Origin of the sequence: Paenibacillus tengchongensis, assembly GCF_008973665.1 — a bacterium.
Taxonomy (GTDB): domain Bacteria; phylum Bacillota; class Bacilli; order Paenibacillales; family Paenibacillaceae; genus Paenibacillus_AQ; species Paenibacillus_AQ tengchongensis.
Window position 1 is genome coordinate 109,796 of the sequence record NZ_WACP01000002.1, and the last position, 23,302, is coordinate 133,097.

Annotated in this window: 22 protein-coding genes and 1 pseudogene; 12 read left to right on the forward strand and 11 right to left on the reverse strand. The window is 55.8% G+C overall.

Features of this window, described 5'->3' with window-relative positions; all coding sequences use genetic code 11:
• The first annotated feature begins 28 nt into the window (after positions 1–28).
• From F1381_RS03410 to F1381_RS03435, 7 genes and pseudogenes are all read left to right on the forward strand, one after another.
• Complete coding sequence (locus F1381_RS03410; RefSeq protein ID WP_151733419.1) at positions 29–1,762, forward strand: family 10 glycosylhydrolase; 1,734 nt, start codon at positions 29–31, stop codon at positions 1,760–1,762.
• A gap of 213 nt (positions 1,763–1,975) precedes the next feature.
• Positions 1,976–2,158, forward strand: a pseudogene (locus tag F1381_RS29220) (YiaA/YiaB family inner membrane protein); the annotation flags it as partial.
• A gap of 30 nt (positions 2,159–2,188) precedes the next feature.
• Complete coding sequence (locus F1381_RS29225; protein ID WP_425495247.1) at positions 2,189–2,455, forward strand: YiaA/YiaB family inner membrane protein; 267 nt, start codon at positions 2,189–2,191, stop codon at positions 2,453–2,455.
• 165 nt (positions 2,456–2,620) lie between these two features.
• Entirely contained in the window at positions 2,621–2,890 is a 270-nt protein-coding gene (locus F1381_RS03420) for a hypothetical protein (protein WP_151733421.1), read from the forward strand.
• A gap of 233 nt (positions 2,891–3,123) precedes the next feature.
• Entirely contained in the window at positions 3,124–3,801 is a 678-nt protein-coding gene (pnuC, locus tag F1381_RS03425; protein ID WP_151733422.1) for a nicotinamide riboside transporter PnuC, read from the forward strand.
• Positions 3,798–4,808 (forward strand): AAA family ATPase, encoded by a 1,011-nt coding sequence (locus tag F1381_RS03430; RefSeq protein WP_151733423.1) that lies wholly within the window; start codon positions 3,798–3,800, stop codon positions 4,806–4,808. The genes pnuC and F1381_RS03430 overlap by 4 nt, the downstream gene beginning before the upstream one ends.
• 27 nt (positions 4,809–4,835) lie before the next feature.
• Entirely contained in the window at positions 4,836–5,720 is an 885-nt protein-coding gene (locus tag F1381_RS03435) for an NUDIX hydrolase (RefSeq protein WP_151733424.1), read from the forward strand.
• Between the two features lie 64 nt (positions 5,721–5,784).
• On the opposite strand, the gene F1381_RS03440 is transcribed toward F1381_RS03435, so the two are convergent.
• Positions 5,785–7,266 carry a DHA2 family efflux MFS transporter permease subunit gene (locus tag F1381_RS03440; protein WP_151733850.1) on the reverse strand — a complete coding sequence of 494 codons (1,482 nt, stop codon included), beginning with the start codon at positions 7,264–7,266 and terminating at the stop codon, positions 5,785–5,787.
• Positions 7,267–7,433: 167 nt separating this feature from the next.
• Between F1381_RS03440 and F1381_RS03445 the strand changes: the two genes are divergently transcribed.
• A complete protein-coding gene (locus tag F1381_RS03445; protein WP_151733425.1) occupies positions 7,434–7,988 on the forward strand; it encodes a TetR/AcrR family transcriptional regulator in 555 nt (184 codons plus the stop codon).
• A gap of 73 nt (positions 7,989–8,061) precedes the next feature.
• Here the strand turns inward: F1381_RS03445 and F1381_RS03450 are convergent, their stop codons facing one another.
• The gene (locus F1381_RS03450) at positions 8,062–8,526 is read right to left on the reverse strand and encodes a phage tail protein (RefSeq protein WP_151733426.1); all 465 of its coding nucleotides are present in this window, start codon (positions 8,524–8,526) and stop codon (positions 8,062–8,064) included.
• An 18-nt stretch (positions 8,527–8,544) separates the two neighbouring features.
• On the reverse strand, positions 8,545–9,024 hold the full coding sequence (locus F1381_RS03455) for a GyrI-like domain-containing protein (protein ID WP_151733427.1): 480 nt from the start codon (positions 9,022–9,024) through the stop codon (positions 8,545–8,547).
• Positions 9,025–9,133: 109 nt separating this feature from the next.
• Here F1381_RS03455 and F1381_RS03460 point away from each other — a divergent pair, with 109 nt between their 5' ends.
• Both F1381_RS03460 and F1381_RS03465 read left to right on the forward strand, forming a co-directional pair.
• Positions 9,134–10,096, forward strand: a complete 963-nt coding sequence (locus F1381_RS03460) for a helix-turn-helix transcriptional regulator (RefSeq protein ID WP_151733428.1) — start codon at positions 9,134–9,136, stop codon at positions 10,094–10,096.
• A gap of 82 nt (positions 10,097–10,178) precedes the next feature.
• Positions 10,179–10,736, forward strand: coding sequence for a hypothetical protein (locus F1381_RS03465; protein ID WP_151733429.1), 558 nt, complete (start codon positions 10,179–10,181; stop codon positions 10,734–10,736).
• A gap of 80 nt (positions 10,737–10,816) precedes the next feature.
• On the opposite strand, the gene F1381_RS03470 is transcribed toward F1381_RS03465, so the two are convergent.
• The 6 genes from F1381_RS03470 to F1381_RS03495 all read right to left on the reverse strand — a co-directional run bounded on the left by F1381_RS03470 (position 10,817) and on the right by F1381_RS03495 (position 20,747).
• On the reverse strand, positions 10,817–13,450 hold the full coding sequence (locus F1381_RS03470) for a family 16 glycosylhydrolase (RefSeq protein WP_151733430.1): 2,634 nt from the start codon (positions 13,448–13,450) through the stop codon (positions 10,817–10,819).
• 221 nt (positions 13,451–13,671) lie between these two features.
• Positions 13,672–15,207, reverse strand: a complete 1,536-nt coding sequence (locus F1381_RS03475) for a response regulator (protein ID WP_187355172.1) — start codon at positions 15,205–15,207, stop codon at positions 13,672–13,674.
• Between the two features lie 5 nt (positions 15,208–15,212).
• A complete protein-coding gene (locus F1381_RS03480; RefSeq protein WP_187355173.1) occupies positions 15,213–17,051 on the reverse strand; it encodes a sensor histidine kinase in 1,839 nt (612 codons plus the stop codon).
• A gap of 136 nt (positions 17,052–17,187) precedes the next feature.
• On the reverse strand, positions 17,188–18,855 hold the full coding sequence (locus F1381_RS03485; RefSeq protein ID WP_151733433.1) for an extracellular solute-binding protein: 1,668 nt from the start codon (positions 18,853–18,855) through the stop codon (positions 17,188–17,190).
• Between the two features lie 71 nt (positions 18,856–18,926).
• Positions 18,927–19,811, reverse strand: coding sequence for a carbohydrate ABC transporter permease (locus tag F1381_RS03490; protein WP_151733434.1), 885 nt, complete (start codon positions 19,809–19,811; stop codon positions 18,927–18,929).
• 15 nt (positions 19,812–19,826) lie between these two features.
• Positions 19,827–20,747, reverse strand: coding sequence for an ABC transporter permease (locus tag F1381_RS03495; protein ID WP_151733435.1), 921 nt, complete (start codon positions 20,745–20,747; stop codon positions 19,827–19,829).
• Positions 20,748–20,899: 152 nt separating this feature from the next.
• Between F1381_RS03495 and F1381_RS03500 the strand changes: the two genes are divergently transcribed.
• Together F1381_RS03500 and F1381_RS03505 are read left to right on the forward strand one after the other, a co-directional pair.
• Positions 20,900–21,643: a glycoside hydrolase family 16 protein gene (locus tag F1381_RS03500; protein WP_187355174.1), complete on the forward strand. Its 744-nt coding sequence runs from the start codon at positions 20,900–20,902 to the stop codon at positions 21,641–21,643.
• Positions 21,644–21,876: 233 nt separating this feature from the next.
• Positions 21,877–22,275: a DUF1398 family protein gene (locus tag F1381_RS03505; RefSeq protein WP_187355175.1), complete on the forward strand. Its 399-nt coding sequence runs from the start codon at positions 21,877–21,879 to the stop codon at positions 22,273–22,275.
• An 84-nt stretch (positions 22,276–22,359) separates the two neighbouring features.
• Here the strand turns inward: F1381_RS03505 and F1381_RS03510 are convergent, their stop codons facing one another.
• The gene (locus F1381_RS03510; protein WP_151733438.1) at positions 22,360–22,878 is read right to left on the reverse strand and encodes a DUF2812 domain-containing protein; all 519 of its coding nucleotides are present in this window, start codon (positions 22,876–22,878) and stop codon (positions 22,360–22,362) included.
• A complete protein-coding gene (locus tag F1381_RS03515) occupies positions 22,871–23,191 on the reverse strand; it encodes a PadR family transcriptional regulator (RefSeq protein WP_343043387.1) in 321 nt (106 codons plus the stop codon). Before F1381_RS03515 ends, F1381_RS03510 begins: the two co-directional genes overlap by 8 nt.
• Positions 23,192–23,302: the final 111 nt, after the last annotated feature.

Here is a 23,302-nt window from a genome sequence, read left to right on the forward strand (position 1 = left end):
AATAAGACTATTTTATGGAGGCGGGAATATGACATTTGCACTGAAAACGAAGCTCATGGCCGGGTTAAGCTTGGTGCTGGTTTCTTCGATAGCGGGTGCTGCTGTTCCGGTTCAGGCTGCGGAGGGGGAGAATCCCCCTTTTGAAACGGAGGTTATTGTAAGAACGGTAAACCAGTTCAGAAACACGGCGGATGTCCATAATTTTGTGGCCATGGCCGAGCGTTATGGCGTCGATGTCATCAGCATGAATGTGAAGCAGGATGAAGATGATGAGGTTCCGTCCGGGCGGGTCTTCTACCAGAGTGATATTGCCCCGATCGCGCAGGGCTACGAGAATTTCGATGCCCTGCAGGAAGTGATTACGGCAGCTCATGCGGCAGGAATTAAGGTTCATGCCTGGATTCCCCAGTTCCATGATCAGGAGGCCTTCCTGAAGCATGAGGAATGGCAGATGCAGGCGCTTGTGGACGGGGTACAGACTCCGTTTACGGGCGCGAACGGCAACGAATACTTCGTCAATCCGATTCACCATGAAGTGCAGGCCTATGAGCGCTCCATCATTGAGGAAGTAATCGAGAATTATCCGGTTGACGGCGTGGTGCTGGACTGGATCCGCTTCGATAATTACAACATGGACGTCAGCGATTACACGGTGGACAAATATGAGGCGGAGTTCGGGTATTCACCGCTCACGATTGATTTCGCTGCCGATTCAGCGCGTCGGCAGCAATGGAATACATGGCGGACCGAGCAAATCGGCCAGTATGTAGGCGATATCCGTGACGATATTTCCCAGTCCTCCAATCCGGATATGCAGCTTGGCGTATATATTCTGCCGCCGGAGTTTATTGAGGTGGGGCAGAATGTAGCCGAGTTCAAGGACTACATTGATTTTGTCGCCCCGATGGCGTACTTTGACGATTGGGACTTCGACAGCGACTGGGTGTACAGCACGGAGTACGGCATCCTGAAGGATACGAGCGACCGGATCAGCGGCACCGGGGTGGCCATTGTGCCGACGCTGGACAATGACTGGACCGATGATGAATATCAGGAGATTTATCAGGGAATCCGCGAGAACTATCCGGACGTGCAGCGCTTATCGTTCTTTGCCTATGGAACCTGGCCGGAAAGCGAGCTGGCCAAAATCAATGAGCGCATCACCTGGCCGACACCGGACTGGTCCACTCCGGGTGAACAGGACTATCCGGCTCAGCTGCCGGCAGGCTGGAAGGCCAGAAATATCGGCTCCATGCCGGGGAATACCACCTACAATACATCCAAGAAGCAATTTACGCTGAGCAGCACCTCCACGGATATTTGGGGCCGGGCGGATCAGCTGAATTATGTCTATAAGCCAGTGAAAGACGATGCGGAGATCGTGGTTCAGGTGCGGTCGGCAGAGCGTATGAACGGCTGGGCCAAGGCCGGCGTCATGATCCGCGAGTCGCTGGTCAACAGTGCGAAGCATGCCGATATGATGCTTACACCCGAGAATGGCGCCACCTTCCAGTATCGCACAGAGGCTGCAGGCAGCACGGTCGACCAGACCGCGGATGCCGCTGCTCCCAGCTGGCTGAAGCTGAGCCGCAAGGGCAATACCTTCACCGGCTCCATCTCATCGGACGGCAAGCGCTGGCAGAAGGTCGGCAGCGTGCAGATTCCGATGAGCCGCCAGGTGTACATCGGCCTGGCGCTCAGCAATCCGGGAGACGATGCGCGGAACAAGGCTGTGTTTGGAAGTGTGAGTATTACGGACTAAGGCATAGATACACTTGTCTGGCGGCAGCCCCTGCCACTGCCCTTCGTATAGAAGGGCGTGACAGGGGTGTTTGGTTTTAAGGAGTACGTTAAGGCGAAAATGTCTGAAATTATTCCAAAATACCCCTTGGCAGGGTAGAACTCCAACAATGTTCCACGGTATAGTGGAGAAGGAATAAAGCCATTCGATTCTGTAGGGGAGAGGATTCGTCAAATGAATCAAACGTACCGCAAACGCAACTCGACAGCTTTTACACTGGTATCTTATTTTGCCTTGGGGGCGGGACTCTTCCTATTCTGTCTGGGGGTGTACAACGACAACTGGGAATTGAATGTGAAAGGGTACTATCTGCTGTGTATGGTGCTGATTACGATCAGCTGTATTCTCATGCAGAAGGTAGTCCGGGACAATTCGGAGGATAAAGAAATGCGTCTTGAGAATCCCAGACACCGGATGCGCAACACAGCGGCTTTCACCGGTATGGCGATTGCCGGGCTGGTCATCGGGTATGCCATGTTTTTCATTGGCCTGTATAACGCTCCATTCCAGTTAAATGTGAAAGGCTATTACATCGCGGTTATTCTGCTCATCTCCTACAGCGCCATCGGCGTGCAGAAGGTGACCAGGGATAACGCAGAAGACAAGGAGATCCTTGCCGAGCAGGAAGCAAGACGGGAATTTCATCAGGGGTAGAGACAACGCAGATACATAACAGGGAAGTCCATCGCAGGATGGGCTTTTTTCTATTGAGCAAATGACCGGCTACACTCCGATGTTAACGAACTTTAGATAAGGCCTTGTTTGCCCATTGCATCGGGGTTAAGTATAAAGCAAGACAACTACGGCGGGAGGTGTACTATGGGAAACCTGTGGATGGCCTTTGTCTATCCCGGCAGCTTCTTGTGTCTGCTCGGAGCCGTGCTGCTCATTATCGGTTACCAGCGGCGGCGTACCGGCCAGCGCACCGGTCAGGAAGGCGTGGCAGCGAAGCCCGGACCGCCTGCACCCGGCGGACCCGGCACCGCAACGTTTCAGCGCGAAGCCGGATATTCGCTAGCAGGAGGTGTTTTATTGGGCATTGGCGTACTCCTGCTGGCTGTACTTGGTGTTACGTCACTCTTTGACTAAATATCCTCATATAGAGAAAAGAGTTGTTGCGGGCGAAGGCTGCCGGGGAACAGCTCTTTTTTTGTGCGGTGAGAATAAGATCGGATTTATCCTGCGGCCAGGAAAACCAGGCTTGCAATCAGCCGGAGCATCGTTTATATTGTTAGTAACAAAATGAAAATATCAATAAGTTACTAAGAGTGTCGTCCAGGGATTCGCAGCAAGACCAATCAGGGAAAATGGAGGGATGCAATATGAAGAAAGCTCTGGGAAGCTGGAAGCTGTTCGAGCTCGTCTGGCTGGTGGCTTTTACGGGGATTGCCGTCGTGTTTACGGTGTTATCGGGGGATTCTCTATTCGGATTTACGGTCTTTATTACCGGAGTGCTGTGCGTGGTGCTGACGGCCAAGGGCAAGCTGATGAGCTATGTGTTCGGCATGTATAACACCTTCGGCTACGCCTATCTGGCTTATATCAACGGATTGTTCGGCGAGGTGATGCTGAATCTGCTGTTCTTCGTTCCGATGAATGTGATCGGCTTTTACATGTGGCGGAAGAATCTGACGGACGGCAAGCTGTCCATGCGCCAGATGGAGCTGAGAGGCATGCTTCTCGTCGGGGCAGTATGCATTGCCGGCTGTCTGCTGCTGGGGTTCGGCTTATCGTTCATTGCCGGGCAGAACTCGCCTTACATCGATGCCATTACAACGGTGTTATCCATTGTGGCTACCCTCTTAATGGTGCGGCGGTTCAAGGAGCAATGGCTGGTGTATATCGTGCTGAATATGTTCACAGTGCTGCTGTGGATCATCCGGACGGCGGAGGGCAGCGGCGAAGGCCCGCTGATGATCGTCATGTGGAGCGCGTACCTGATCAACGCGGTATACGGCTACTATAATTGGAATAAAGGCGCTAAGGAGGCACTGGCATGAAGACGCTTGGATTGACGCTGGGGAAGTTTGCGCCGCTGCACAAGGGGCATCAGTATATGTTCGAAACGGCGCTGCAGGAAGTCGACGAATTAATCGTTGTAATCTACGAGACGGCAGTTTCGCCTATTCCGCTGCATATCCGGGCGAACTGGATCCGCAAGCTATATCCGGCAATGCGGGTCATTGAAGCCTGGGACGGTCCGGACGGGTATTCGGACGACAGGGAGCATGAGATCCGGGAAGAGCAGTATATTCTGGGGCTGCTCCAGGGCGAACAGGTGACCCACTTCTATTCGAGCGAGTTCTACGGCAGGCATATGAGCATTGCCTTAGGCGCCATAGACCGCAGGGTGGATGAAGCGCGTGAGCGGGTACCGGTATCGGCTACGATGGTCCGTTCCGATCCTTATAAATACAGGGACTATGTCAGTGATCTGGTGTACCGCGATCTGATCACCAAGGTCGTGTTCGTGGGAGCGATGTCCACCGGTAAATCCACGATTACCGAAGCGCTGGCCCGGCGGTACCGGACGGCCTTTGCCGGGGAATACGGGCGGGATTATTGGGCAGAGCATCAGGTGGACCGCCGGATTAGCCTTGCAGCCTTTGATGAGATTGCCTTGGGCCATATCGAGCGTGAAGAGCGGGCGCTCCTGGACGCGGACCGGTACCTGTTTGCCGATACCAATGCAATCACCACGTACATGTACGCGCTGGATTACCACGGGTGTGCTCCGGAGCTGCTGACCCGGCTGGCCCTGGAGAATGCGCAGCGGTACGATTTGTTCTTCCTGTGCGATGACGACATTCCTTACGACGATACGTGGGACCGCAGCGGCGATCAGAAGCGGCATGTGTTCCATAAGCAGATCATCGCGGACCTGAAAGAGCGGCGGATTCCTTATATTACGCTGAGGGGACCGCTGGAGGAGCGCATGCGCAAGGTCGACGAAGTGCTGGCAGCGTTCAAGCCTTATAGCAATTATTTCGGAGAACTGCCACAATAGAAGAAACGAATCAGGGAGGCGAAGAAGTTGGAAGTAAGGGATCGCGACGGGTTAACGGAGCAGGAGTTTTTGGCGCAGTACAAGGCAGGGGACTATGAGCGGCCTTCGGTGGCGGCAGATATGGTGATCTTCACCGTGACGAAGACGGAGACGGACAATTACCGCAAGCTTCCGGAACAAGCGTTGCGCATCCTGCTTATCCGCCGGGGAGGGCATCCTTACCTGGGCAAATGGGCGCTGCCGGGCGGGTTCCTCCGGCCGGACGAGACGGCCGATCAGGCGGCGGCGCGGGAGCTGAGCGAGGAGACCGGAGTAAGTGAAGTCTACCTGGAGCAGCTGCGGACCTTTACCGATGTCGGGCGGGACCCCCGGACCTGGGTCATCAGCTGCAGCTATATGGCGCTGATCGACAGCAGCCGGTTTCAGTTAACAGCGGGCGATGATGCCGATGACGCCGCCTGGTTCAAGGTGAGCTACCGGCTGCTGCGGGAGCAGAAGGAGTTGCTGGACGAGGGCTACGTTAAGACATGGACTTACGAGCTTAAGATGGGCAGCGAGGAGGAAGAGCTGGCGGCGGTCATCAGCCGGACCGTAACGGCCACACCGACCTCCAGGTCCACCGAATACGCTATAGAGTCCAATGACGGCCTGGCCTTTGATCACGCCAAGATCATCGCCTATGCCATCGAGCGTCTGCGCGAACAGACCAATGACACCGATATTGCCCTGCATCTGATGCCGAAGCTGTTCACCTTGACCGAGCTGCAGCAGGTGTATGAGGTCATTCTGGACAAGGAGCTGCTGAAAGCGGCCTTCCGGCGTAAAGTGGCCGACCTCGTCGCTGAGACCGACCATTATACCGAGAATGCGGGACACCGGCCTTCCCGGTTGTTCCGGAGGAACTGGGAATAATATATGGTGATAAACAGCAGAGCCGTGGTTCTCCATCAGGAGAAGACCACGGCTCTTTTGTAAGTTATATCTGAGGATTCTCCTGGCCCGCCGGGGCGGCCAGGGCTTCCTTCCGGGATTTCTTCTTCGTCGGCATGAAGAAGAAGGTGATCACAAACGCCACTGCCGCGAGAATCATCATAAAGTAATAGGCGTCGCCCGCTCCCAAGATGGACGTAAGGGTTCTGAGGCGCTCGGCAGGTGCCGACGGATTGCTCTGCAGGACCGCAGCAGCATGGCCCTTGGCCTGCACGGTATAGATGGTGATTACAACGGCCGTACCGATGGCGCCGGCAATCTGCCGGACGGTGTTGTTCACGGCGGTGCCGTGCGTTCCCAGCTCCCTGGGCAGCGCATTGAGTCCGGCCGTATTCAGCGGCATGGTGATGAAGCTAAGACCGATCCGCAGAACAATGGTCCGGATCATCAGATACGTATAGGTCGTCGATTCCGTCAGGTCAGTAACCGCCCACATGGACGGAATAATCAGCAGCAGGCCGATGAGGAACAGCGGCTTCGCGCCGAAGCGGTCATACAGCTTGCCGGTGACCGGCGACATGAAGGCATTGACCAGCGCGCCCGGCAGCAGCAGCAGTCCGGCATCGAAGGCGGTGAAGCCGCGGCCCGTCTGCAGATAAATCGGCAGCAGGATCATATCGGCGTACATCATCATCGTGACGAGTACGTTGATCAGCGAGGTGATGGTGAAGATTTTGTTACGGAAGACCGAAAGGTTCAGCAGCGGGTCGGCGGACTTGATCTGCCGGATACAGAACAGGGCCGTGACCACAATCCCGAAGCCCAGACACAGGATGACCACTGCATCGTCCCAGCCCTTGCTGCCTGCACTGCTGAAGCCGTACAGAATCAGGCCGAAGCCTGCGGTTGATAACAGCACACTCCACACATCCAGCTTCGGCTTCGCCGTCTCCGATACATTGACCAGAAACTTAAATGCCAGTGCGATCACGATGGCCACCAGCGGAATCAGGCCGATGAACAGCCAGCGCCAGGAGTGGTACTCGACGATAAAGCCGGAGAGGGTCGGCCCGATGGCCGGTGCAAAGATCATCGCCAGCCCCAGCAGGCCCATCGCACTCCCGCGGTTCTCGGCAGGGAAGATGGCCAGCACCACGCTCATCATCAGCGGCATAACAATCCCTGCCCCGGCAGCCTGAATCATCCGGCCCAGCAGGAGCACCATAAAGCTTGGCGCCGCGGCACAAATGACCGAACCGGCCAGCAGGAATGACATGGCGCTGATAAACAGCTGGCGTGTCGTAAAGCGTCTCATTAAATAAGCGGTAACCGGGATCAGAATCCCGTTCACCAGCATAAATCCGGTGGAAATCCACTGTACGGTGGCGGCCGTGACCTCAAATACATCCATCAGGTTGCTTAAGGCGACATTCAGCAGCGTCTGATTCAGCGTGGATAAGAAGCAGCCAAGGATCAGAATGGTCAGCAGAATTCCTTTGTTTATTTTGTTCGTACCTTGCTCTTGCATCATGCAGTCCTTCCTTCATTGCTTTTTCGACAGTGTGTCAATAAAATGTATGATAGCAGTGTTCCCGCCCGATTCCTATTCGCAATTCCGCTGAAATTGTTGACTATGCGACAGAACAGGGTCAATCCGTTGCTGAAAACCCAAATCATCAAGCACAGGGGGCCGAAATGACCGAACCTAAACGAACAGATCCCCGGGCCGTACGCTCCAAAAAAATGCTGAAGCAGGCGGTCTTCTCCCTCCTGGCCGACAATCCGGAGATTTCGCAGCTGACCGTCCAGAAAATTGCCAAGCGTGCAGAGCTCAACCGGGCCACGTTTTATTTGCATTATGAGGATATTAACGACTTGCTGCGCCAGCTCGTACATGAAATCTTCGCCGACCTGTCCGAGAACATTGAGCCGCTGTTACAGCTACAGAGCAGCAACGAGCAGGAGCAGCTGGTCACGTTACTGAATTATTTTTATGAGCATAGGAAGGTATTTGCGGTGTTGGTGGAGTATCCGGGCTTTAAGAAGCATTTATCCAATCTGCTGAAGGATACGATAGAAAGACGCAGAGAGGCGAAGTACGGCAATTCCGCTAGGAAGGCGGCCGCCGTGGATATTGTGGCAGCGTCGCTGCTGGGAATCATTACGTGGTGGATCAAGGAAGGCAGCCAGTACAGCGCGGAATATATAGCGGGGCAGATTACTTTAATGTATAAGAGGGAGTATTTATAAGCGGTTGGCAAAAAGAGAGTGCAGACTCTTAGCTGCAGCGTGGAGGAGGAGGGGGGCATGCCGCCCCCGCTGTTTAATACTCCTTTTTGATGACAAAGAACGAGCCCCGGATGGTTCCGGCCAGCTTTGACTTTTGACGGGCAAACTTAAACTTTCCCTCTAGCTCCTGCGGGATTTCCATCCCCTCCGAGAGCTTGAAGCCGACAGCCCGCTTCTTGGGATCATCCACCGTATACATCACATTGACCTCCAGGCCATCCTCATAGAAGACATAGGCCCAGCGGATATTCTCCACCTGAAAGCTCGAGGTTTCCAGGGGCTTGGCCGCAAATTCAAGATTGCGTTCTTCCTTCAACACCCGGTTCACGTAATCCAGGGTCTCCCGGCTTTCACTAGCCGGTACCACCGTAAATTCATGCTTGTACTTGTTCATAAAGTAGCGGGCCTCATTGGCACGCAGACCGGCCAGCGCTTCCGCGACAGGCGATGACTCCAGGCCTGATGTAGTCACATTCTTGAAATCAACGATACTGGACAATTCCATCCCTCCCGAAGGTTATTTCTTCACCACAGGAATCCACATTTCCCCAAAGAATACGCCGTCCCGCTGCCCCATCTCAACCGCTGCATTCGGTCCGCCGACATAGGCGAAGTCCGTAGCCCCCGTCAGAACTTGTCCAAAGGCGATGCCGGTAAGCGTATTGCTCAGCTCCTGTGAGGTCTTTCCCTCTCCTTGCACCACCAGATAACTTCCCTTGGGAAAATGGATCACCCGGGTCGCTTCCGGAATTGTCGCTTCTGTCAGCACGCCGGCGTAATGCATCATCTTGTTATTTACGGCTTCGTTCACGGTGAATATATAGTCATTGGCGGCGATGGCTTGTAACGTGGCAAGCCTGCCGTCCTGTCTGACAGCCGACCAGAAGTCCTCCTTCTCTTTGTTGATCCCCGAGTAATCCGTGTATTCGCTCTCCAGTTCAGTTCCGATTCCTAAAACGGTAAATGCGTCTTTCTCTTCCAGCGTGTAATTGGCCAAGTTCGCAACCTTCTTTCTTCCTCGAGAGTTCAAATGAATTGTCATTTCACTTGATGAGACTATAATAACCTTATAACATGTCAAAAAATGAAACCATTTAGGAGCCCCGATGAAAAAAACGGAACGGATTAACACCCTGATGCGGTATATCAACAACCGGGCTCACTTTACGATTCCGGAAATTATGAGGGAATTTCATATCTCCCGTTCGACGGCGATCCGAGATATCCGGGAGATTGAGGCCATGGGGATGCCGCTGGTCGCTGAAGCGGGGAGGGATGGGGGCTACTTTGTCATGAGCAACTCCGTTCTGCCCCCGGTCCGGTTCACCGACAATGAGATTAAAGCGCTGTTCATCGCCTTTATGGCCACCCGGAACCAGCAGCTTCCCTATTTAACAAGCCGTCAGTCTCTGACCGAGAAATTGCTCGGCCTGATTTCGGAGAACCAGCAGGAGGACCTTGTCCACCTGAATCAAATCCTGCTCTTTCAAGGAACCAACCCCCATAATCCCGATCTGCTGGAATTATCGGACCTGCCCCATCCCATGCTGGAGGAGCTGATCAGGCTCCTGCTTGCGGACAGCTATTTATGGGCTACCCTTAACGGGGAGCAGGGGGAGCAGTCTTACCCCATATATCTGCTGCACCTGTATCATGAAAAAGGCCTTTGGCTGATCGAAGGCTTCGATCTGAAGGAGGAGAAGCGGCGGATTCTCCCTGTCGACAACCTTACCAGTGTCCGGCCGTATTCACCGAAGAAGCGGCTGACCCGGAAGAAGATTCTGGTGAAGCTGGGCAGGCAGGAGGAGGGTGTTAACCTTGTCCTGACGCTGGGGCCCAAGGCAATCGCCCAGTACAAGAAATACCATCCGCTGAAGATGTCGCTTTCTTATATGGACCCCTACCAGACTACGGCCCGTCTGCAGACCTATATCAACGTGAATGCTCCCGGGGAAGTGGCCGAAATGGTTCATTGGCTGCTGTTCCTGGGCGGGGATATGCAGCTCAAGGAGGCGCCGGATGAGATATGGGCAGGTATATGGGAGCGGTTAGTTTTATTGTGCCCATGAGAAGCGGGGGATCAAACGGGAGGGATCATGCCAAAGCGGAAAGAGATTCGGAGTAATCTACAATACGGGGAGGAAGCCATCCATGAAGAATCAAAGCATTCGCCTGTCGCACCTGCTATGGTTAGCCTTAGTGATTGTGCTTTCGGCATGCAGTTCCCAGAAGGATGAAGGACATCTGCCTGCTGCCGGGCCGTCAAGCATTGCTGTAAAGGCCGGGAGCACTGACTTGACGGATACGGTGAAAAAGAACGAGGGAACTCCTGTGGGCAAAGATCAATCCGCACTATTCGAGTCCATTATGGCGGATGAGGATATAGCGGTTCCCTATCTACCAATCGGTGAGGAGGTGTCCATAGACTTCGGGGAACTTCCCCCGGAGGATTATGTGTTATATGATTACGTGCTGAATGAGGACGGCACCATCAAATATTCATCGTTAGCCACCGAAACGGTAAGCATTCAAGTAAATAACCATGCAGGGACCTTTCAGCTCAATGAGAATCTAAGCTCAAAATTCAGTTCAGACAGCAGCGATTATGAGCCCGGCAGGCTGTTAAGGGGCTTTCTCCTGATCATTAACACCGGAGATGAGCAGCAGGAATTTGCTTTTATCATCAGATCAGATGCGCTTGCGAAATAATGTTGTGTCTAAAAAACCAAGCGATGCGCTCAGCATCGCTTGGTTCTTCGTATTTCCGCCTGCGCCGCTTAATTAGCCGCTTACTCCGGCACGCCCTGCGTTACCCCATGCACATACGTCTGCCACGGCGTGTCAAGCGCCCCCTGGCCGGGGTTGTAGGTAAAGAAGTAGTCCACCTTATCTCCCTGCTTCAGGTTTAGAACCGGATAGGTGAAGTTGCCGCTTCCGTTATGGGTCATGGCGACATTCATCTGCACACCGTTGTTGATCTTGTAGTGCAGGTCGGCGAAGGTGGCGCCGTTGACGTAGAAGAGCAGGTTGTTGCCGGTCTTCTTCAGTCCGCGCACGCTGTCGCCGATGACGACGGTGACGGGCGGCGGTGTCACGACCGTGACTGTGCCGGCAGCGGTCTTGCCGCCGTCGGCCGTGGTGGCTGTTACGGTAACGGTGCCCGGTGCAAGCCCGGTGACGCTGCCGCTGGCGTTAACCGAGGCTACACCCGGGTTAGAAACCGACCAGGCGACGGCCTGGTTGGTGGCGTTGGCCGGGGCTACGCTGGCGGTTAACTGGATGCTCTTGCCGACCTCCACCTGCGAAGCGGAAGGGGCCACGGTAACGCCGGTCACGGCAACGCTGCCCGGGTTGCCGGGGTTTCCGCCGCTGCTGCCCTCCTTATACACCCGTACATAGTCAACCTGCATCGTGGCCGGGATATCCGATGCCGCCGGTGTGCGGCCGCCGTCGAAATGGCCGCCGACGGCCAGGTTCATGATCAGGTAGAACGGCTCATCGAACGGCGCATTCGGGTTGTTCGGCGCGGCCACGGAATACCACTGTTCACGGCTGACCTTGAAGAAGAATTTACCGTCCACATACCACTTGATGTTGTCGTCTTCCCACACCATAGAGTAGACATGGTAGTCGTTCGCGAAGGTCTGCCCCTGCGGGAAGTGATATTCGCCGGCGATATAGCGGTTCACCGGCCATTGGCCGCCGAAGTGGACGGCGCCGCTGGTCGTGCCGGGAAGCCGCCCCTTGGCTTCCATAATGTCGATCTCGCCGGAGGCGGCCCAGGCGCCGTATACGGAATCCTCCGGCAGCATCCAGAGCGCCGGCCAGATGCCGTCGCCGGTCGGCAGCTTGGCGCGGATGTCCACGCGGCCGTACTCAAGGGACATATGGTCCTTGGTGTTGATTTTGCCGGAGGAATACTCGGCGTAGCGGTTCGGGTCCTGAGGGAACGAGCGGTGATCGTTCAGGGCGCGGATGTTCAGCTGCCCGCCGCTTACGAAGATATTCTGCGTGCTGCTTGTGTAATGCTGCAGCTCCGCATTGCCCCAGCCCCAGCTGTTGGGGTCGCTGCTGATATAGTAGCCGGTCTCATAATTCCATTTGCTGGTGTCGAGCGCGGTGCCGCTGAACTCATCCTGCCAGATCAGATTCATTCCGGCGATGGCCGGATCATTCGGTGTGCCGAGGGCGATATCCTCCTGGTCCGTTTCGTCGGGACGCGGCGCATTCGGATTGCCGATGAAATTGTAAACCACATAATTGCTGCCGACATTGCCGCCGCTCTGTCCGTTCAAGGGATAGCCGATGCGGATTTCCATGTTCTCCTGAATCGGCTGGAACCAGAGGCCATAGATATAGTCGGCCCAATAGCCCCATTGGTTGGCGGAGGACATGTTATTGTAGCCGTTGCCCGAGTAAATGAAGCCGCTCAGGCTGGAATTGCTGAGCTCCACCCATTGACCGTTCTTCTTGATCTGGTACACGAAATTGCCGAGCTCGCTGCCGATGGCTGCTGTGCCGTCGATCTTGGGCAGCGGAATGCCGATGGCGCCGCTGTTATCTGCCGTGTAGGTGGTGCCGTCATAGGCGGAGAGCACGAAGGAGCCCCGGACCGGCTTGTTGAAGTTGATCGTGTAAATCAGGCTGGCCGAAGAGGTCTTCGATGCCAGCTTCACGTTGATCGACTCGGTAACGGTGAACCAGTAGCCGCCGCCTCCCTCGGTGAACTGGCCGAAGTTGCTGTCATAGATCCAGCCGCTGGCCGCATTGTTGTCGATGTCAATCCACTGGCTGCTGTTCACCGGCTTCACGTACACCTTCAGATCATGGGCCACCGCATCATAGATGAGCCCCGGGTTATTGTTGAAGACTGGGTACGTAAATCCGGCGCTGCCGGTGAAGCCTGCCGTAAGCACCGGCCCCTGGGTCGGTGTCATCGACGTAATGGTTGCCGTGTTGACGTTCTGGAACACCAGCGTGTAGTTCAGCGTCACATTGCTGTTCGCTTTGGAGTAGAGCTGCAGCTCGGTGGTTGCGCCCAGCGTGAACCAGTAGCCGTTCGCGCCGCCGTCGCTCCAGTGTCCCCAGTTCTGGTTATAGACGAAGCCTCCGGCACTGTCGATGTCTACCCAGTTGCCGTTCTTCTTCACCTTGACACCCACATCGCCGGAGACGTCGCTCCAGGTGGCGGCCCCGCCGTTGAAGATCGGCATCACAAAGCCGTAGCTGGCCTGCCCTACGCCCGATTTGGTGATCACCGGCCCGTCATTTGCCGAGAAATACGCCATTGAGGTGACGGTGGTGCCGGCCGCCTGCATCCGGGAAGCCGGTAACAGGAAGACTGAGGCCACCAGCGCCAGCGTGAGGAAGAGGCTCCATACTCTGCGTGTCCATCCGGGTTCAGCCCTGTACACTCGTTGCATAATTACCCTCCTTATGAAATAGTTTAGCCTTACAGAAACCGCTTACATCACGAATACACTTATATTCTAGCCTTTGGAAGAAATGGGTGAAAGGTACAGGATTTTAGCTGAAGGCCCATTATTTTGGATTAGGACTCTGACAGGCTGATGCGCGTAAAGAAAACACCCTATGCTCCGCCTTGCGGCAGTACATAAGGTGTCTGCGGTTCGGTTATCCCGGCTTATTTCCGCTGCATCCGCTGCCGGTATTCCGTGGGCTGCATGCCCATGACTTCACGGAAGGCCCGGGTAAAGCTTTTGTAGCTCTCATATCCGACCAGCGGCGCAATCTCCACGATCTTGTAGTCCGTATCGGCCAGTAGCCGGCGGGCTTTATCCAGACGCACATCGCGCAAATATTCGGCGAAGCCCTTGCCGACATTCTTCTTGAAGAGGTTAGAGAAATACGCATAGTTCAGCGACACATGGTTGGAGACCATGGCGAGGTCCAGCGGCTTGTGGTAATTCTCGTGAATGAAGCGGATCGCCTCATTCAGGTCCTGCGAGTTGCGGTAGCTGCATTTGAACTCGTAATAGTATTGGTTCAGCCGCAGCATCTGCTGCTGAAGCGCCTGGATGTAATCGCGTATCCCTTGATAGTCGTACAGGTTGCGCAGCGACCCGATATCGAGCGCCTCTTCCCCCATGTAAGGACGGATCACCCACTCGTACTCTTCAAGCATCTGCACTACGGCCCGGCACAGGCGCTCGGTGTATTGAATGTGGTATCGCTGCAGCACATCTTTATGAAAAAGCCTGGAGATTCCCTCGGCGATCCTGCCGCCGCTGTCGGCCCCCACGAAGCGGAACAAGGCGTACAGCTCCTCGTGGGGGAGCTGCCACTGCTGCGCGAGGCCCGCCGTCCGCTCCGGCAGCAGGCAGCGCAGGTCGGGGAACAGGTAGCTGTGCCGGTACAGCTCCTGTACCTCGGCGTACGCGCCGGGCAGGGCCCGCAGGCCCTGCTGCGGGCCGGTCATCACGGCGGCGGCGCCGATCTGCGCGGCCTTGAGCGCCTCCGGCAGCCTGCTTGTATCGGCGGAGGCATCGACCGCCAGAATCAGGTGCGGGCGGTGCTGCAGGCAGATGCAGCCTTCGCTGCCGTACACGCGGTAGGCCATGGATTCCATGCTGTGGGCGCTGCTGGCGCCCGGCTGGTGAATCCGGCGCTCCTCGCGCAGCAGGCATAGCCGGTAGCTGCGCCACAGGGACGGGTGCTGGCGTTCCGTCTCCTCCACCCATGCCTCGTCGCTGGCTGAGCCCTGCATATACAGGCTCAGCTCCTTGCGGTCCGTCTCCCGGACGAGCCGGGAGAGCTGCTCCATGTCCCGCGACAGCTCCTGCCGGGTGCGGATTTCCTGCCAGACATGCTCCACCGAAGCCTGCAGGTCCTCCCGGTTGACCGGCTTGAGCAGATACCCCTTGGCCCCCAGCTCCATGGCTTTCTGGGCATAAGCGAAATCGCCGTACCCGCTGATAATCAGATAATCGGCAGGCAGGCGCTCTTCCCGCGTCTGCGCCATCAGCGCAAGGCCGTCCATATCGGGCATGCGGATATCTGTAAGGACCAATTGGATGCTGTTACAGCGCAGCAGCTCCAGCGCCTGAGCCCCGTTCGCCGCGCAGTAAATGCGGTCCGGCTGCAGCGGGAACTGCGAGACCATCGCCTGCAGGCCGTCGCGGATATGCTTCTGATCGTCAACAATCAGCATATTCATCATGCTCGTTACCATCCCCCCAGACTGACTTGTTCCCAAGGTAAACGTATTGTGACGCAAGTATATGCCCCCGGCACACTGTCGATAGCGAGTCCGCAGCCCTCGCCGTAATGCAGCTGCAGCCGTTTATGCACGTTCTCCAGGCCCAGCCCGTTCCGGCTTGCAGTGATCGGGCGGTCGGCATTGTCCGCCAGCGCCTCCTGCAGGCGGCTGAGCGTATCCCGGTCTATGCCGGTGCCGTTATCGCGGATATCAATCAGCAGCATGAGGTTGTTCTCCACCTTGACGTTCATTTCAATAGTCACGCTGCCTCCTGGCGGCGAAGCGTGATGCACGGCATTCTCGACAATCGGCTGAAGGCACATCTTGGGAATCGGGTAGCGCAGCACCTCGGGCGGAAGCTCCGCCCGCAGCTCAAAGCCGCTGCCCTCCATGAAGTTAATGAAGCGGATATAGCTCTCAATATTGGCGAGCTCATCGCCGAGATTGACGGTGTCGCCGCGCCACTGCATGCTGTAGCGCAGCAGCGCCCCGAGCGACACCAGCGCGCCGGCGATGGCCGGCTGCCGCTCCACTTCCGCACGCATCCGGATGGATTCCAGGGCGTTGTACAGGAAGTGGGAATTGATCTGCGAATGCAGCGAATGAAGCTGCGCGTTCTTGGCAATCAGCTGCTTATCGACGACCTGCGTCATCAGGCGCTGGATTTCATCCAGCATGCTGTTGTAGCTGACGGCGACGAAGTCGATTTCATCGCCGGGCTCGTTCTCGCCGAGACCGGTGTGAATCTTGGCATCCAGCTGGCCGCGGCGCACCTTGCGCATGGAAGCCAGCACCATCTCCAGCCGGCGGAAGATACGCCGGGTCATATAGGAGACGAGCAGCAGCATCATCAGCAGCACGCAGGCCGCAATGGCTGTCACCAGGAGGTACCAGCTGCGCGGACCCTTCATCAGGTCCTGATGGGAGGCGATGTCGATGACATAAGCGTCCAGCGGTGCGATGTAACGGTACAGCGCATAGTACAGCTGGTCGCCGGCGCGGACCTTGACGGGACTGCCCTGCTGCAGCGCGTCCAGCTTCCCGTGGACTCGGCCGAGAATGCCGTCCAGCTCCTCCCCCGCATTCAGGGCAAATACATGCGAGCCGTTATATACACGGCGGGAAGGATCGCTCCCGTCCATGACGACAGAGAAGAAATGGCCTTCCGTCTCTTCGAGAACGCTGCTGAAGAACTCGCTGTGCGCCGCCCTGATCTCCATTACAGTGGGACGCCTGGACGACTGTCCCTGCAGGCGCACCAGCCGGTAATAAGATAACGTCTGCCCGTCGTCCTGTAAGGAGAATAAGCGGTAGCCGGCACCGCCCTCTTCGCGCAGCGACATCCAGTAATCCTGCGGCCAGAAGCGGTCGTAACGGTAAATCTCCGGCCAAATTTCATGCAGGCCGGGGTTATCGACATAGAAGCTGATCTGGCTGACCAGATCATAGCTTTGGATAATATTATGCATCTGCTCATATTGATTCTGCCTGAATTTGACGAGCCGCAGGCCGTCGGCCTGCATATCGGAGTGGATGAAATCCACGAACGCTTTCTGGGTCAGTGCGGTTGAGGAAGCGTTCTCAAGAACAGCCAGGCGGCTGCGCAGCTGCTCCTCGAGGCGCGAGACGTGGCTTGCGCCGGTAGCCATGGCATCCTTGTAGAGCTGGGATTCCTGGGTCCGGATGAACAGAAAGGACACGATAATGGCCGGAATGGCGATCATCAGGCTGAAGGCCAGGAATAATTTCTGCGATATGCGCGAATTGCGGTAAAGTCTTCGTATCCTCGTCCACACAGCCTTCACTCTCATCCCCCCCACCCTGTAATATACCATGGTTTACCGGTTCGCAGGCGGGTTATACCGGGAACGGTGCCGCTTCGCTGTCCTCCGTACAAGCGGGTAAGACCGGCTGCCCTCGGGACAGCCGGCCGGTACATCCTTAATCCGCCATCTTTGCCTTCCGCGCATCCAGCTCGGTCTGGCGGAATTCCATGACCTGCTGGAAGCCGTAGCTGTCACGGCGTTCCAGGAAGTCCGCAAAGATTTTGTCAAAAGCCGCCTCATCCTTGGCCGTAATCAGCTCCGGCATCACTTCCTCCCAGTTCTGGGAGATGCGCGACCAGGCTACTGCCACCTCGGAATCGCCCAGCGGGTCCAGCCCCTTGTAGATGCCGCTGTCAATGTCGGCCTGGGCGTTGGCGAAGTCCTCCATCTGCTTGATGACCGGCGCCTTCTCCGGCCGCCACTGGTTCACAATGACCGGATTGCGCATCATCCAGTAGGTGTCGAGTACGCCGTACTCCTTCTCCAGGGTCTCAATATCGCTGTCGATCAGGCTGACCATGTCCGCCTTCAGCTGCGGCTTGCCGTCCACGGTTTCCCAGGTCTCGCCTTCCTTGCCGAGGAACAGGTCGCGCTGGCCTTCTTCGCTGGCGAGATAGGTCAGGAAACGGATGGCCCGCTCCGGATTCTTGGTCGATTTGCTGATCATCGTCACCATCCAGCCGTCCATGTTGCCGGGGAACAGCTTGGCGCTGCCGCCGCTGCTATTCTGCGGCCCGTCTACGGCAATATAATATGAATCCGGATTGGCGCTGGCCGCCAGCATCGGGTTGACGGCCGTCATGCCGGTCCATTCGCGGACCATCATGAAGTAGCGGGCGTTATTCGTCTTCTCCTCTACCTGCGTATCGGAATCGACGAGGAAGTCCACGTTAAGCAGCCCGCGTTCATAGGCGGTGCGGAAGGTCTTCAGCCAGGTGATATATTCGGGATCGGTCACACGGTCATAGACCTTGCCGTCCTTCTCATGCGGAACAGCCAGCAGATTCTGCAGGTATTCGGTCATGCCGTACGGTACATTGCCCTGGGCGAAGAACGGGCTCATCGGCTGGCCTTTATATTCGGAATAGTTGTCCTTCAGCAGCTGCAGCGCGTTCAGGAAGCCCTCCGGGGTGCTGAGGTCCGGGCTGCCCATTTCCTCGTACAGGTCTTTGCGGACCAGGAACGTCTGGTTGGCGGCCGTCATGCCCGTTTCGTGCATCAGATTCGGACTGTAGGAGTCGTTCGGAACGCCGTAGGTGTTACCGTTCTCCTGACGGTACCATTTCAGCGTACCGTCACCCGCAACCTTGAAGAAATACGGGTCATACTGGTCGGCCAGCTCGTTCAGGGCATAAACATGGTCGCCTTCCCACAGCTTCTTGACCGCTGTTTCCCACGAACCCATCGAGATCAGGTCCGGCAGCTGGCCGGAGGTCATCATCAGCGTCATCTGCTCGTTCGCCTCGCCGGAGGGCACCTCCAGCTTAACGTTGACGCCAGTCTTCTCCGTGACATACTTGGAGGTTAAGCTCTCGCCCCAGGTATGGGCGTACCAGTTGGCGCCGACGAACCAGGTCAGATCGACCGGACTCGTGTCCAGCTTCCAGGCCGGCTCCTCCGGGTTCAGCGCCGGTTCGTTCTGCGTCTCCTGGGCCGCATCCGTCGGCTGTGCCGAGGGGGCGCTTTCATTATTGCCGGAGCTGCCGCTGCAGGCGGCCAGGGACAAGGAGAGCATGACGGCCAGCATGGGGGTCAGGCTTTTTTTAATCGAAATGCGCTTCATCAAAGAATCATCCTTTCGTATAAAAGCTGTTGGCTGATGATAGGTTGGTCCAATGGATCTGCTTGGTTCGCTTACCCTTTAATCGCGCCGATCATTACCCCTTTGACCAGATAGCGCTGAATGAAGGGGTAGAACAGCAGAATCGGCAGGGTTGCCACCATCATGGAGGCGAACTTAATGGAATTGCCGGGCAGCCTTGCCCCGAACTGGGCCATCGCCTGCTGCTGCATGAAGGACATGGAGTTCTCGGCGATGATTTTGTAGAGGATGGTCTGCATTGGCAGAAGCTCCTGCGAGCGGATATAGATGACACCCTGATAATAATCGTTCCAGTGGTAGACTGCCGAGAACAACGAGATGGTGGCGATGACCGCCATGCTGTTGGGCAGTACGATCCGGAACAGCACGCCGTAATCCGAAGCCCCGTCCACCTTGGCCGATTCCTCGAGACTGTCAGGGATGGTGCGGAAGAAGCTCATGAAGATGACCATATTGAAGAAGCTGTACATCCCCGGAATGACGAATACCCAGAAGTTATCATATAAGCCCAGCTTCGTCATGAGGATAAACGTAGGAATGAGTCCGCCGGAGAACAGCATCGTAATCAGGGCGATCTTCATGTATACCTTGCGGCCGATCAGCGTCGTCTTGCTCATCCCGTAGGCTACAATAGCGGTAAACAGCACATGGGCAGCCGATCCGATGACTGTGCGCAGCGTAGTAACCACAAAGCCGTGCATCAAGGTCTTGTCATTAAATACAACGCTGTAGCTGGCCAGTGACCATTTCTCCGGGATCAGGTTGACGGTGCCCAGCATTGCCTGCTCCGGCGCATTCAGCGAGTTCATCAGCACGAACCACATCGGGTACAGCGTCAGGAAGCAGACTCCCAGCATCAGCAGGGTATTGCAGACCTCAAAACCGCCAATTCTCCGGAATCTTGCGCGTCTTTCCATCTCTCTCCCCCCTTTCTAGTAAATACTCTCGCCCGTCAGCTTCCTGGAGGTGTGGTTCGCGATAAACAATAGTCCAAGCGCCACGATTGAGCGGGCAAACAATACGGCCGTGGAGAAGGAATGTCGTCCCGACACAAGACCCATGTTGTAAATGTAAAGATCAAGGCTCTCCGCCATCTTCATGTTCATGTTGTTCTTCAGCATGAAGATCTGCTCGAAGTTGCTGCCGAGGATGCCGCTGACGGCGAGGATGAACAGGACGGCGATCGTCGGGCGGATGCTCTGCACCGTAATATGCCACATGCGCTGCCAGCGGTTCGCCCCGTCCAGTTCGGCGGCCTCATACAGCCCCGGGTCGATGCCGGAGATGGCGGCAATATAGATAATGGCGCTCCAGCCCGTTTCCTTCAGCGTATCGGTGAAGAAGGTAATCCACCAGAAGTATTTTGGATCGCTGTTGAACAGGATCTCGCGCTCCTGCAGCCCCAGCCCCATCATTACCTGATTGATCACGCCGCCTTCGCCCAGCCAGTTCAGCGCAATCCCGCCGAAGATCGTCCAGGCGATAAAATGCGGCAGGTACGAAATCGTCTGCACCGTCCGCTTAAAGCGCAGGCTGCGGATTTCATTGAGCAGCAGCGCAAAAATAATCGGAATCGGAAATCCCAGCACCAGCTTGATGGTGCTCATCCCCAGCGTATTGCGGATCGAGCGCCAGAACCGGTCATCGGTGACGAAATCCTGGAAGTGCTTCAGCCCGGCAAACGGCGATTCCAGCAGGGGCTTTGCAATACTGTAATCCATAAAGGCGATGATGAGCCAGAACATCGGCAGATAGCAGAAGATCACCATCCAGACGATGCCCGGAATGACCATGCTTTGCAGCTGCCACTGCCTTAAGAACGCTTTCATTTGTGCTGTGCGGAATTGAAACATGTTTCGTGTGTCCCCCCTTTCCTCTTCATCGTAAGAAAAAGAGCCCCGGAAAAAAAGGCCACCGTTTTTGGCGGTATCCCAATTTTTTGGATTCCGCGCTGCCGGGGCGCGAATGCAGTATGCTGTGTTTAAATGAGAGGAGTGTGGGGTCCATGGGCAAGCTGGTATGGAAGCAGGATTTCGTGCAGGGCGGGAGAAATTTGCAGGACTGGAACATCCGTCTGGGCAATGATCTGCTTGATCATAACGACCAACCTGTGTTTCCGGGCTGGGGCAACGGCGAGCAGCAATACTATACGAATCAGGAGAACAACCTGTATTTCGATGAACAGGGTCTGAACCTCCGGGCATGCCGTGAACCAATCAGGCAGGCAGGCCGCAGCTTCGCCTATACCTCCGCACGTTTGGATACGAGGAATCATTTCTCGTTCTGCTACGGCAGGCTGGTTGTGCGGGCGAAGCTGCCTATTGGAGCGGGCCTGTGGCCTGCGGTCTGGCTGCTGCCGCAGGATCAGGCTTACGGCCCTTGGCCGGCCTCCGGGGAGCTCGACATGCTGGAAGCGAAGGGGCGCCTGCCCCGGCAGATCGCCGGGACGCTGCATTACGGGCCGGACATGGAGCATAAGGTCGTCGAGGAGTTCATTTATGAGCTGGAGAGCGGGACGATTAACGAGTTCCGTGATTATTCGCTGGAATGGAGCGAGGAGTCGATCCGCTGGCTGGTGGACGGCCACTGCTACGCGGAACGCCGGCTGGAGCCGGGCGTGATGCCGTTTGACCGGCGCTTTTATCTGCTGCTGAACCTGGCGGTGGGCGGGTGGTACGACCATGTGGAGGTCGACGATACTGCGCTGCCTGCAGTGATGACCGTGGCGGGGATTTGGGTGTATCAGTAGGGTGTTTGTGAAGTTGTGAAGCAGATCATCCGGCAACCTGCAATAATCAGCATGCGGAGCTGGAATAGGGTCCATCTGAGTCCGTTAATGCTGCAAAAGGGGGCTTTCTGCCGAAATAAGGGCTGTACGGTCCGTAAGCAATAGCGGCCCCTGAAATAGCCGGATTTATCTATTTTGCACGGTAAACAGTATGATATCAGCCGCATAGAGGTATGAATAAAGGAGCGGTGCCCATGAATATCGAAGAGGTTAAACGAATCAGCGAAGTGTCCAAACGGGAGCGGTGGCCTTATCCAAAGACGTTTCAGGCCTTGCTTGCAGCCGGCGTCGTTTCCTACCGGACAAGCATAGCGGATAACGGCACCGTATTCAGCGGCAAGGGCGGCGAGTATGAGGAACGGAATGATGATGCGGCTGCAAATCTTGAGGTTGCAGGGAATTATCAGGCGGAAGCCGTTAAACGGGGACTAGCGCATCATCAGGAGCACCGCACGCCTTTTGCCGACTTTCTTAAGGATATGGCCGCTGCCGGGGTGCAGTTTTACGAGGTCGATTTGCTGAAGCGCACCATTGACTACACCAGCGGGAGACCCGGCGAATCGGTTATAGAGACTGTGCCAGTTGTGGAGTAGACCTGCTTGAGACGCCAAGACGCACTCACCGTGGTGAGACGGCTTGGCGTATTTGATTTGCCTACCGGCGGGAATTCAGGGGGATTAGCCTTGCTGACTTCTCTTCTTGCGCAAAGAAAGGCTTAAGCCAATGAACGGGAAGAAGGTGAAGACAAAGCATACCAGCATGAACAGCCCCAGGCAGAAGAAGAGCCTTTCCGCTTCTTCCACTTGATTCTTCAGAATAAAGCAGATGATCGCCAAACAGAATGGAACGAGAGACCATTTGCCGTACTGCTGCCTGTTCTTGCTAAGCAGCTCAGCCTCCGACTCCGAATCGCTGAATATGGGAGAAGCACCAGCCTCTGCCCGGAAAATCTGCAATCCGTCAAAGGCAACAACAGGTGTCCAGCCGCTGGCTTCAAATAAAGCCATCATTTCCGGAGTGACTCTCTCTTCCATGTTCAAGGCGTAATCATAATCATGCGGCCCGCCTTGTTCAAAACTGTAGAGCATGCCCTTCATTCCGGTGACATGCCAGCCCTGCCGGCTCATTCGCTTCAGCAGAAGCATATCCTTCCCGGGTGATATTGCCCATCCGTTGCTCATCCGGTATTTAGCCATACAATTTCCCTCCTGAATGAAATGCTTGCTTGGCAATTTCCACGATCTTGATTCTCCGCTCAAAGTTCTCTTGAAGTAGGGTGCTTCCTTCAGCTGTAATCTGATAAAGAATTTTCGAGTCTTCCTCGCCGGTTCCGGCGATCCATCCGGCCTGTTTTAGTTTCTTGAGCGTGGTATACATGGTCGCCGGGCCGATCTCGACGCTGCCCGCAGTCATTTCCTGAACAACCTGCATGATTCTGTAGCCATGAATCGGCTCAAGGGTTGCCAGCAGAATCAGAAAAATGCTGTCTGTAAGGCTCTTATGGTCAATTAGCTACTTAGCTGTAAGTTTATAGCTATACATTTTGCCGCCGTAACTAAGATATTTCCAATTTGTACACCAAGAAATGACCAGCTTAGTTACAGCTGCATTACACCGTAC

What these genes read in the sequence shown, in the direction of transcription:
- F1381_RS03410 (WP_151733419.1), top strand. Translation starts at nt 29, where the DNA reads ATGACATTTGCACTGAAAACGAAGCTCATGGCCGGGTTAAGCTTGGTG.
- F1381_RS29225 (WP_425495247.1), top strand. Translation starts at nt 2,189, where the DNA reads ATGCGTCTTGAGAATCCCAGACACCGGATGCGCAACACAGCGGCTTTC.
- F1381_RS03420 (WP_151733421.1), top strand. Translation starts at nt 2,621, where the DNA reads ATGGGAAACCTGTGGATGGCCTTTGTCTATCCCGGCAGCTTCTTGTGT.
- pnuC (WP_151733422.1), top strand. Translation starts at nt 3,124, where the DNA reads ATGAAGAAAGCTCTGGGAAGCTGGAAGCTGTTCGAGCTCGTCTGGCTG.
- F1381_RS03430 (WP_151733423.1), top strand. Translation starts at nt 3,798, where the DNA reads ATGAAGACGCTTGGATTGACGCTGGGGAAGTTTGCGCCGCTGCACAAG.
- F1381_RS03440 (WP_151733850.1), bottom strand. Translation starts at nt 7,266, where the DNA reads ATGCAAGAGCAAGGTACGAACAAAATAAACAAAGGAATTCTGCTGACC.
- F1381_RS03445 (WP_151733425.1), top strand. Translation starts at nt 7,434, where the DNA reads ATGACCGAACCTAAACGAACAGATCCCCGGGCCGTACGCTCCAAAAAA.
- F1381_RS03460 (WP_151733428.1), top strand. Translation starts at nt 9,134, where the DNA reads ATGAAAAAAACGGAACGGATTAACACCCTGATGCGGTATATCAACAAC.
- F1381_RS03465 (WP_151733429.1), top strand. Translation starts at nt 10,179, where the DNA reads ATGAAGAATCAAAGCATTCGCCTGTCGCACCTGCTATGGTTAGCCTTA.
- F1381_RS03470 (WP_151733430.1), bottom strand. Translation starts at nt 13,450, where the DNA reads ATGCAACGAGTGTACAGGGCTGAACCCGGATGGACACGCAGAGTATGG.
- F1381_RS03475 (WP_187355172.1), bottom strand. Translation starts at nt 15,207, where the DNA reads ATGATGAATATGCTGATTGTTGACGATCAGAAGCATATCCGCGACGGC.
- F1381_RS03485 (WP_151733433.1), bottom strand. Translation starts at nt 18,855, where the DNA reads ATGAAGCGCATTTCGATTAAAAAAAGCCTGACCCCCATGCTGGCCGTC.
- F1381_RS03490 (WP_151733434.1), bottom strand. Translation starts at nt 19,811, where the DNA reads ATGGAAAGACGCGCAAGATTCCGGAGAATTGGCGGTTTTGAGGTCTGC.
- F1381_RS03495 (WP_151733435.1), bottom strand. Translation starts at nt 20,747, where the DNA reads ATGTTTCAATTCCGCACAGCACAAATGAAAGCGTTCTTAAGGCAGTGG.
- F1381_RS03500 (WP_187355174.1), top strand. Translation starts at nt 20,900, where the DNA reads ATGGGCAAGCTGGTATGGAAGCAGGATTTCGTGCAGGGCGGGAGAAAT.
- F1381_RS03505 (WP_187355175.1), top strand. Translation starts at nt 21,877, where the DNA reads ATGAATATCGAAGAGGTTAAACGAATCAGCGAAGTGTCCAAACGGGAG.
- F1381_RS03510 (WP_151733438.1), bottom strand. Translation starts at nt 22,878, where the DNA reads ATGGCTAAATACCGGATGAGCAACGGATGGGCAATATCACCCGGGAAG.